At 37.6% G+C, this 11,167-nt stretch carries 7 protein-coding genes; all 7 read left to right on the forward strand.

The window, feature by feature from the left end; translation table 11 throughout:
- A partial coding sequence (locus KAS42_05835) for a 50S ribosomal protein L11 (protein MCK4905737.1) occupies positions 1-254 on the forward strand: 254 nt, incomplete at its 5' end.
- A gap of 115 nt (positions 255-369) precedes the next feature.
- Complete coding sequence (locus KAS42_05840) at positions 370-1,077, forward strand: 50S ribosomal protein L1 (GenBank protein ID MCK4905738.1); 708 nt, start codon at positions 370-372, stop codon at positions 1,075-1,077.
- A gap of 7 nt (positions 1,078-1,084) precedes the next feature.
- Positions 1,085-1,654 carry a 50S ribosomal protein L10 gene (locus KAS42_05845; GenBank protein ID MCK4905739.1) on the forward strand — a complete coding sequence of 190 codons (570 nt, stop codon included), beginning with the start codon at positions 1,085-1,087 and terminating at the stop codon, positions 1,652-1,654.
- Positions 1,632-2,087 (forward strand): 50S ribosomal protein L7/L12, encoded by a 456-nt coding sequence (gene rplL, locus KAS42_05850; protein ID MCK4905740.1) that lies wholly within the window; start codon positions 1,632-1,634, stop codon positions 2,085-2,087. Before KAS42_05845 ends, rplL begins: the two co-directional genes overlap by 23 nt.
- Before the next feature lie 160 nt (positions 2,088-2,247).
- Positions 2,248-10,245 carry a DNA-directed RNA polymerase subunit beta gene (gene rpoB / locus KAS42_05855; protein ID MCK4905741.1) on the forward strand — a complete coding sequence of 2,666 codons (7,998 nt, stop codon included), beginning with the start codon at positions 2,248-2,250 and terminating at the stop codon, positions 10,243-10,245.
- Positions 10,232-10,600, forward strand: coding sequence for a 30S ribosomal protein S12 (rpsL, locus tag KAS42_05860; GenBank protein ID MCK4905742.1), 369 nt, complete (start codon positions 10,232-10,234; stop codon positions 10,598-10,600). The genes rpoB and rpsL overlap by 14 nt, the downstream gene beginning before the upstream one ends.
- 116 nt (positions 10,601-10,716) lie before the next feature.
- On the forward strand, positions 10,717-11,167 hold a 451-nt coding region (gene rpsG, locus KAS42_05865), incomplete at its 3' end, for a 30S ribosomal protein S7 (protein MCK4905743.1).

Raw genomic sequence — 11,167 nt, forward strand, 5'->3', positions numbered from 1 at the left:
AAGACAGGTCTTTTACTTTTATTACAAAGTCGTCTCCGGCAGCGATTTTACTTAAAAAAGCAGTTGGGATAGCTAAAGCGTCCTCTGAACCTAATAAAAATAAAGTTGGAAAAGTTACGAGAAAACAATTGGAAGAAATTGCAAAAATAAAAATGAAGGACTTGAACGCTCCTGATATTTCTAAAGCAGTAAAAATAATAGAAGGCACTGCTAGGAATATGGGAATAGAAGTGGAAGCTGACAGTTCTTCTTAGTGGAAAAGAAAATAGAAATAAAAAAGCTGGCAAAATTTTAGAAAAACATATATAATCACGATTTTGAGATTCGCAGATCCAATCAGACTTGATTAATATAGATGGTGAGAATTTTATGAAGAAGAGAAGTAAGAGGTATAAAGAGATAAATCAAAAAATTGATACAGATAAACTGTATTCTCTTGACGAAGCTATTGGCATAATCAAAGAAACACCAAAAGTTAAGTTCAACGAAACAGTGAATTTGGCTATTAAGCTGGGTATTGACGCGAGTAATCAAAATATGCAAGTCAGAGGAGCTGTAACGTTGCCAAAGGGTATAGGCAAAAAGATTAGAATTTTGGCCATTGCCGAAAGCAAAGAAGCAAGTGATGCAAAAAAAGAAGGGGCAGATTTTGTTGGAGGAGATGAATTAATAGAAAAGATACAAAAAGGTTGGCTAGATTTTGATTCTGTGGTTACTACTCCCGACATGATGAAAAAGTTGGCTAAGGCGGGCAAGGTTTTGGGTCCTCGAGGTTTAATGCCTTCGCCAAAAACAGGAACCGTGTCTAATGATTTGGGGAAAATTATTAAAGAGATGAAATTAGGCAGAGTGGAATTTCGCAATGACAAGTTTGGGAATTTGCATCTTGTTATTGGAAAAAGTTCTTTTTCTGCTTCTGATTTGATGGAAAATATAGCTACTTTGATAAAAGCAATATTAAAAGAAAAACCTCACAGTTCCAAGGGCTCTTATATAAACAAAGCTTACATATCTACTTCAATGGGGCCTTCGATAAGAATTGATACTAAACAATTTGCAGATATTCCTAAATTGTAAGAATCTCATGGATAAAAAAGCAAAACAAGAGAGTTTAAATTTTTTAGTTGATAGATTGAGCAACTTAAAATCCATAGTATTTACAAATTTCAAAGGTTTAAGCGCTCAAGAGATGTCGAATATTCAACAATTAGCAAGAGAAGGAAATGGAGAATATAAAGTAGTAAAAAACACTATAACTCTCAAGGCTATTGACAAAAGTGGTAGAGAGGGAATTAACCAATTTATTTCAGGTCCTTGTGCAATTGCATTTTTACCGGAAGACCCGACGTCGCTTGTGAAAGCATTCGTATCTTTTTCAAAACAGCATCAAGCTTTGATATTGAAAGGTGGCATAATAGAGGGCGAAATAGTTAGCGATGAGAATTTAAAGAAAATCGCAGCTCTTCCAAGTAAAACGCAGTTGTTGACCAATGTTGTTGGCAATTTAAATGCCCCAGTGGCAAATTTAGTTAGTTATTTGCACCAGATGATTTTCAGTCTGGTAAGTGTGATAAATTCAATTAAAAATAGTTCTGACAACAATCAGAACGTTCAAGATGGAGGGAACAAAGATGTCCAAGAAGGAAGCAGATAAAGAACAACAGGTAAAACCCAAAGAACAATCAAAGTCTACGAAGGTCAAATTGAGTAGAGAGGAAATTATAGAAGGCATTAAGAATTTGACCGTTATAGAACTTTCCGAATTAGTAAAGAACTTGGAAAGTGAATTCGGAGTTTCTGCAATTCAAGCTGTTCCTCAAGTTGTCGCTTCAGCTGGTTCTGGGTCAGGTCAACAGCAGGCTGCTGAAGAAGAAAAAACATCCTTCACCGTAATACTTTCTTCTACAGGAGATAAAAAAATCCAAGTAATAAAAGAAATCAGAAGTTTCACTAATCTTGGATTGAAAGAAGCTAAGGATTTGGTAGAAAGTGCACCAAAAACTGTAAAAGAAAATGTTTCCAAAGAAGAAGCAGAAGATATGAAGAAAAAGTTGGAAGCTGTTGGTGCGGTGGTAGAAGTTAAGTAGATAAATAATTATCACATTCCCACCTGCTTGCGAAGCGGGCGGGTGTCCCTGATGTTTCCCCTTGGTTTTTAATTTAAAGGGAATTTGGCGTGATATTGATTTTTTAATCAAACCCGCTTGCTTGCGAAGCGAGTAGGTAAAAAGGGAGGAAAAAGCGCGTATGCTTACATCTACTAATGTAAGAAATTTTAAAAAGATCCCTTTAGTGATGGGATTACCCAATTTAGTGGAGATACAGAATCAATCTTTTAATTCTTTTCTTCAATCTGATGCGCTCCCTTTAAAAAGAAAGAATGAAGGGTTGCAATCTCTCCTTAATGAATTGTCTCCGATTATTGCCAGCAATGGGAAATTTTCTCTCGAGTTTGGAAGTTACACTATGGGTAGTCCTCATTATAGTGTTGCGGAATGTATAAGAAGAGGCATTACCTATTCTTTCCCTCTGAAGTTAAAATTAAAGCTTAGTATTTATAAAAATCCTGTTCCTATATCTACCAGACGTAAGTCTGTGGAGCGTGGCGAAGTTAAGAAAGGATTAGAAGTAGAAAGCACTAGAGAAGAGGAAGTTTATCTTTGTGATTTTCCTGTTATGACGCAGAGAGGAACTTTTATTATAAATGGTATAGAAAGGGTTATTGCTTGTCAATTACATCGTTCTCCTGGAGCATTTTTTGAGTCTGGTGGGCAAAAGAAAGGCAAAGAAATTTTTGTTGCAAGAATAGTTCCGGACAGAGGCACTTGGATGGAATTTGAGACCGACAATAACGATCTCTTATATGGTGTAATAGGTCCGCGTAGAAGAATGTTGGGCACGGTGATTTTTAGGGCTTTAGGCTATCCAAAAGATGCAGATATAATAAAGCTTTTCTGTGAAATAGAGGAAATAAATTTAACTAAAAAGGGTTTTGATAAAAAGTTAATAGGGCAAATATTGGCGGAAGATGTAGTTGACGCAAAAACGGGACAAAAAATAGCCGAAAGTAAACAAGAAATTTCTCTACTTTTGCTTAAAACTCTTTCTTCTTTTGGTATGCACAAAATAAAAATTATAAAAGATAAAGACGCTACTGCGTTGATAATAAATACTCTTAGGAAAGATCGCACGCAGAGCAAAGAAGAAGCGTTAACTCAAATTTATTCTCGTATACGATCAGGTACACCTTTCGAATCAAATACTGCTGAAACTTATTTGCGAGGGATTTTGTTTGATAAGACAAGATTTGATTTGGGCAAGATTGGAAGACATAGATTAAATACAAGATTAAACTTAGACGTTCCTCTATCCAAGCGAGTTTTGACTATTACCGATATAGTTGCTGTAGTAAAAGAGTTGATTAATTTACAAATGGGTAAATCTAATGTAGATGACATTGACCGTCTCGGTAATCGTAGAGTTAGAAGTATCGGGGAGTTAATGGAGAATCAACTTCGTCCCTCGTTTATTAAACTTACTCGCTCGATTCACGAAAGATTGCTTATGGGCAAAGCGGAAGATTTAATGCCTCATACATTGATAAATCCCCGACTCATAAATAGTTCTTTAATGGAATTTTTCATTTCATCCCAACTTTCTCAATTCATGGATCAAACCAATCCGTTGGCTGAATTGACTCATAAAAGAAGATTGTCTGCCTTAGGTCCTGAAGGTTTAACTAGGGAAAGAGCCGGAATAGAAGTAAGAGACGTTCATCCTACTCATTATGGTCGTATTTGTCCAATAGAAACTCCTGAAGGCCAAAACATTGGATTGATAACCTCTTTGGCTACTTATACTCGCATAAATAGTTTGGGCTTATTGGAAGCGCCTTACAGAAAAGTGGAGAACAAAAAGGTTACGAATAATGTTGATTATCTTACGGCCGATGAAGAAGATAAATTTATTATAGCTCAGGCGAATGCGCAGGTTGATAAGAAAGGATATTTAGCGACCGATAGAGCATTGGTAAGATATAAAAGCGATTACCATTTTATGCCTAGCGCAGATGTTAACTACATGGATGTAGATCCGACTCAAACACTTTCCATATCTGCTTGTTTAATCCCATTTTTAGAACACGATGATTCCAACAGAGCTTTAATGGGTTCCAATATGCAGAGGCAAGCTGTTCCTCTTATGAATCCCCAAGCTCCTTTGGTTCAGACGGGAATGGAGCAGGTAGTGGCGAAGGAATCGGGAACAACAGTTTTAGCAAAGAGAGACGGTATCATAGATAGTGTTTCTGGCGATAGCATAATAGTAAGAGTAGTTTCTGGTGCTAAATCCTCTGCCTCGCCAAAGACGGCGAGTCGAGGCGGGGAAGATTTGCTTTTAGATGAGACGGATTACTATCCTTTGAAAAATTTTATAAGGTCAAATCAATCCACATGTGTTCATCAAAGACCCATAGTTAAATTGGGACAAAAAGTGAAAGAAGGAGATATTTTAGCTGATGGTCCTGCTATAAAAAATGGGAAATTAGCTTTGGGCAGAAATATGTTGGTAGCTTTCATGCCTTGGGAAGGATATAACTTTGAAGATGCTATTTTAGTTTCGGAGAAAATAATTAAGGAAGATGCCTATACATCAATTCACATAGAAGAATTTGAAGTTGAATGTAGGGAAACGAAATTAGGTAGAGAAGAAATTACTCCGGATATACCCAATGTTTCCGAAGAGGCTTTAAAGGATTTAGGTAGTGATGGTGTAATAAGAATAGGTGCCTATGTAAAGGCTGGTGATATTCTTGTGGGCAAGGTTACGCCAAAAGGCGAGTCTGTGCTTACTTCTGAAGAGAAATTGCTTAGAGCTATCTTTGGAGAAAAAGCCGGTGATGTGCTTAATACCTCTATGAAAATCCCGCCTGGCACTGAAGGCGTCGTAATAGATACTAAAATCTTTTCCAGAGAAGAAGAAGATAAGAAGCGATTAAAGGACAGTTCCTCAGAGGTGCAATCCATTAAAAGAAAAAAAGACGCTTTGTTGGAAAGTTTAGAGATGGAAGCGTTGAGTAAAATCAGGGAAATTATTAAGGATAAAAAAAGTCAGAAGGCAGTTAAAATTAAACCTGCTAATAAAACGAATTCCTCGAAAAGTGACAAAGAACTGCAAATAAAAGCTGGAGGAATCTTGTCGGCAAACTTGTTAAACCAACTCGACTTTAAAACATTAAAGAGTATAAAAGTAAAAGATGCGAAAACAAACGAAAAACTGGGTGATTGTTTGGAGGAGTTTTCAGAAAGAAAGAAAGCTATAGAAAAAGAAGCTGCGCAAGAAATAAAAGATTATATTCAGGTAGAAGAATTATCTCCTGGAGTTGTTAAATTAGTAAAGGTATATGTAGCTAGCAAAAGAGAACTTCAAGAAGGAGATAAGCTTTCTGGACGTCACGGGAATAAGGGAGTAATCGCTAAGGTTCTTTCTGAAGAAGATATGCCGTATCTTTCCGATGGAACGCCAGTAGATATTGTTCTAAATCCTTTAGGTGTTCCTTCCAGAATGAATTTGGGACAGCTTCTCGAAACGCATCTGGGATGGGCGGCAAAAGCTTTGGGTTTTGAAGCTATAACTCCTGTATTTAATGGAGCAACAGAAGAAGAAATACAGAACTGTTTGAAAGAAGCCAATTTACCTGAAGATGGTAAGGCTGTTTTATTTGACGGGAGAACAGGCGAACCGTTTAACCATAAGATAACAGTCGGTTATATATATGTACTTAAACTTGACCATTTGGTTGAAGATAAAATTCACGCTAGATCTATTGGTCCTTATTCCTTGGTTACACAACAGCCGTTAGGTGGTAAAGCTCGGATGGGAGGACAAAGATTTGGAGAGATGGAAGTTTGGGCTTTAGAAGCCTATGGAGCCGCGCATATTCTTCAAGAGATGTTAACAGTAAAAAGTGATGACATAGAAGGAAGGACTAGAACTTATGAAGCAATTGTCAAAGGCGAAAATACTTTAACTTCGGGAATCCCGGAGTCTTTTAATGTTTTAGTAAAAGAACTGCAAGGTCTTTGTCTTGATTTTAAAATAGAAAAGGATAAGGAATCAACGTGGGATAGCAGTAATTGGCAGTGGTTAAATAAAGAAAGAAAAAATGAGGTTTCCGAAATAAAAAGTGTCGGACTGGGATTGGCTTCGCCTCAGTTAATAAGGTCTTGGTCAAAAGGAGAAGTAAAAAAGCCTGAAACTGTGAATTATCGCACTTTCAGAGCCGAAAAAGGCGGACTTTTCTGCGAAAAAATATTTGGTCCAACTAAAGATTGGGAATGTTATTGTGGTAAATATAAGAAAATAAAACATAAAGGGGTTGTTTGCGACAGATGCGGCGTTGAAGTTACGGAATCCAGTGTAAGGCGCGATAGGATGGGGCATATTGAACTTGTTGCTCCTGTAGCGCATATATGGATGTTTAGGGTTATTCCTTCTGTTATGGGAACGCTTTTGGATATGACTCTGCCTAACTTGGAAAAACTTATTTATTATGATTCCTGGGTTGTTTTTGAGCCGGGAAAAACTTCTTTGGCAAGACAACAAATTTTAACCGATTCGGAACTTGAAGAATATAGACAAAAATATGGAGATACTTTTGAAGTAGGAATGGGTGCCCCGGCTGTAAAACGTTTATTGCAGGAACTGAATTTGGAAAAATTACGCGACGGGTTACAGAAAAAAGAGAAGGGCACTTCATCTCAAGTGGCGAGAAGAAAAATAAACAAGCGAAGAAAAATAGTAGAAGCGTTTATGACTTCGGGTAATTCTCCGGATTGGATGATTTTAGACCGAATACCCGTTATTCCTCCGAACTTAAGACCTCTTGTTCCTCTGGATAAGGGCGGATTTGCAAGCTCAGATTTAAACGATTTATATCGCAGAGTCATCAATAGAAATAACAGACTAAAGAGATTAATAGAACTTGATGCACCCGAAATAATTTTAAGAAATGAAAAAAGAATGTTGCAGGAAGCTATTGATGCGCTTTTTGATAATGGTAGGAGGGGCAGAGTTGTTGTAGGTGGAACTCAAGGAAGACCTCTAAAATCTTTGGCTGATACACTTGGAGGTAAGCAGGGACGTTTCCGTCAAAATCTACTTGGTAAGAGAGTTGATTATTCGGGTAGGTCTGTAATTGTTGTGGATCCAAAGCTGAAATTAGACGAATGTGGTATTCCAAAAGAAATGGCTTTGGAATTATTCCAACCTTTCATAATAAAATATTTAAAAGAAAAGGGTTATTTCCATACCATAAAAGCAGGCAAAAAATTAATGGAAAGACGCACCGTAGAAGTCTGGGAAGCGTTGTCGGAAGTAGTGAAGAACCATTTTGTGCTTTTAAATCGCGCGCCTACTTTGCATAGATTGGGAATTCAAGCTTTTAGACCCAAACTTACCGAGAGTAAAGCGATAAAATTGCATCCGATGGTGTGCGCTGCTTTTGGCGCTGACTTTGACGGAGACACGATGAGTGTTCATGTCCCTTTATTTATGGAGACACTTCTTGAAGCTGAAATGCTTATTCTGTCGACAAATAATTTGTTCCGTCCTTCAGATGGATCTCCAATATTACTTCCGTCTCAAGATATGGTGTGGGGTTTATATTATCTAACAAAGATGGATTCAAGCTCGGTTGTTTCCGGCAAAGCAGACCAAACAATCAAGGAAGAGAATTTGAGATTTTTCTCCAGCACAGAAGAAGCGAAGTTCGCGTATGAATTAGGAGAAATAAAACTTCATACTCCGATGCTATTAAGAACCCCCGAGCGTTTTAGATTACATACAAAAAGCAATAAATTGAAAACCACTACGGGAAGAGCTATCTTTAACGAAGTCTTGCCTGATGGTTTGGAGTTTGTGAATGAAGGGATGACTAAGAGTAAATTATCCTCTTTCGTTGATTCATATGTTAAACAATTTGGCAAGAAAGCAACTTGTGAGTTACTTGATAACTTGAAAGAACTTGGTTTTCATTATGCAACGATGGGTGGACTTTCGATAGGTATAACCGATATTTTAGTCCCGCCTGATAAGTGGTTAAAGATCGAAAAAGCTCGCAAAGAAGTAGGGAAAATTGAAAGACAATATCACGAAGGAATTATTACCTACGGAGAAAGATACAACAAGCTGTTGGATGTTTGGAGTCGTGTTGGTGATGAAGTTGCTCAAAATATGTTTTCGGAATTGAAGAAACATCCCTTTAATCCTGTTCTTCTAGCAATGGAATCTGAAGCGCGAGGTAGTGCTCAACAGATAAGACAATTGGGAGGAATGAGAGGGTTAATAGCTCGTCCGCGTAAACAATTGACGGGAGCTGTGGGAGAAATTATTGAATTCCCGATTACTACAAACTTTAGGGAAGGTCTATCTGTTTTGGAATATTTCATATCGACTCACGGCGGGAGAAAAGGTTTGGCTGATACTGCTTTGAAAACAGCTCAAGCGGGTTATTTGACGAGAAGATTGGTGGATGTTGCTCAGAATGTAATAGTAAGAGAAGAAAATTGCGGCACGGTAAATGGAATAATTGCAAAACCATTGGAATTAGGCGGAAGAAATTTCATTCCTCTCAAAGAAAGAATTATTGGAAGGACAACGATAGACGATATAAAATTGCCTTTGTTGGATGAAATTATTGCAAAAGCTGGCGATGAAATAACCGAAGAAATTGCGGATGCAATCCAAGAGGCAGGTATAGAAGAAGTTTCTATCCGTTCGGTTTTAACATGTCAAAGTAAAGAAGGTATCTGCGTAAAGTGTTATGGAAAAGACTTGGCTACCGGAACAAAGGTTGCTTTGGGGCAAGCAGTTGGAATAATGGCGGCTCAATCTATCGGCGAGCCGGGAACGCAGCTTACGCTTAGAACTTTCCATATAGGAGGTACAGCTTCAAGAATAGTGGGAGAAACGCATTATACTGCCCAAACAGATGGTGTTATAAGATTCCAAAACTTAAATGTAACAAAGAATAGCGATGGGAAATTGCTGGTTTTAAATAGGAATGGCCGTATTTTATTAGAAGATGAAGAAGGCAATAAAATAGAAAATTATTCAATAAATGTAGGAAGTTTTCTTGAAGTCAGCGATGGTCAGAAAGTAAAAGCAAAAGAGGTTATAGCTCGTTGGGATCCCTACACTCGTCCATTACTTTCTGAAATAAAAGGAAAAGTTGAATTCAAAGACCTTATTAGAGGTCTGACGATGAAAGAAGAATTAAATCGAGAGACCAATATCGTAGAAAAGGTTGTTATTGAACATCGCGGAGCGTTACATCCGCAGATAATAGTAAGACCCGCATCGTCAAAGACGGCGAGTCGAGACGGGGATGATTATTCTGGTCAGGTCAGATATTATCCTTTGCCTACAAACGCGCATATAACGGTTAATGTGGATGAGGAAATAGAAATTGGAACTCTTCTTGCAAAAACACCTCGTGAAGTCGTAAAAGCAACGGATATTACTGGGGGACTGCCCAGAATAGCAGAATTATTTGAAGCCAGAAAACCCAAGAATCCTGCTGTTGTGACAGAAATAGATGGAAACATTAAAGAAATCGTTATGGAAGGCAGTGTCAGAGATATTGTTATTGAGGGGTCAAATGAAACAAGAAGATATGCTGTTCCACATGGCAAGCATATTGAAGTAGATGTTGGGGATTGGGTTGCTGCCGGACAGAAATTAACTGATGGTCCTGCTGTAACTCAGGAAATTTTGAGAATTGAAGGGGAAAGAAAGTTGCAACAATATCTTCTTAATGAAATACAAGAAGTTTATAGATTGCAAGGAGTCAAAATAAACGATAAACACATAGAAATTATTATCAGACAGATGCTTATGAAAGTTCAAATAGAAGACCCGGGAGATACGTCTTTCTTATGGGGAGAACAAGTGGAAAAATCGGAATTCCAGAAAGAAAATGAAGGAGTCATTTCTTCTGGCAAGAAGCCCGCAAAAGGTCGTCCGCTTGTTCTGGGAATTACTAAAGCTTCTTTGGCTTCCCCGTCATTTATATCTGCGGCTTCGTTCCAGGAGACTCCCAGAGTTTTGACCAGATCAGCAATTTTTGGAAGAAAAGATGAGCTTAAGGGCTTGAAAGAAAACCTAATGATTGGTAAACTAATCCCTGCAGGAACAGGTTTACAAAAATACAGGGAAATTGAGGTGATAAAAAATGCCGACACTTAATCAACTAGTAAAAAAAGGTAGGAATCGTCTTAAAAGAAAAAGTAAAGCCCCTGCATTGGGACTTTCTCCGCTAAAAAGGGGAGTGTGTACAAGAGTTTTTACTATGACTCCGAAGAAACCCAATTCAGCATTGAGGAAGGTTGCCAAAGTTCGTTTAATTACGGGCAAAGAAATTTCTGCTTATATACCAGGGGAAGGACATAATTTGCAGGAGCATTCCATTGTGATTATTAGAGGCGGCAGAGTTAAAGATTTGCCGGGCGTAAGATATCACATAGTGCGAGGAGTATTGGACGCAGGTGGCACAGAAAATAGAAAACAATCGCGTTCAAAATATGGAACTAAAAAAGGATAAATATTAAAAAATTCGAAATTCAAAACTGTTTGGGATTTTGGGAATTTGGATTTAGAAGTTGTTTTGAGTTTCGATATTAGGATTTCGGATTTATCCGAGCAGAGCGAGGAATAAATATGGGTAGAAAAAAAGGGGCAAAGAAAAGAATAGCACAGGTAGATACCAAATACCGCAATACTTTGATTGCAAAATTTATCAATAAAATAATGTTTGATGGTAAAAAGAGTAAAGCGGAAGATATAGTTTATGGAGCTTTTAGCATAATTGAGCAGAAAGTAAAAGAAGAACCTCCTTTGGAAGTTTTTAAAAAAGCTTTAAAGAATGTCCAGCCTAAAGTAGAACTTAAGGCGCGAAGAATTGGAGGCGCTACTTATCAGGTCCCGATAGAAGTTAGACCAGATAGAAGCATTGCTTTAGGAATGAGATGGATTATTAATTATGCAAGAGGCAGGAAAGGTAAAGCTATGGAGGCAAAATTAGCAGAGGAAATAATGCAAGCTCATAAAAAAGAAGGATCTAGCGTGAAGAAAAGAGAAGATATGCATAAAATGGCAGAAGCTAACAGAG

The sequence above is a fragment of the bacterium genome (assembly GCA_023135785.1).
Taxonomy (GTDB): Bacteria; CAIJMQ01; CAIJMQ01; order CAIJMQ01; family CAIJMQ01; genus CAZNJA01.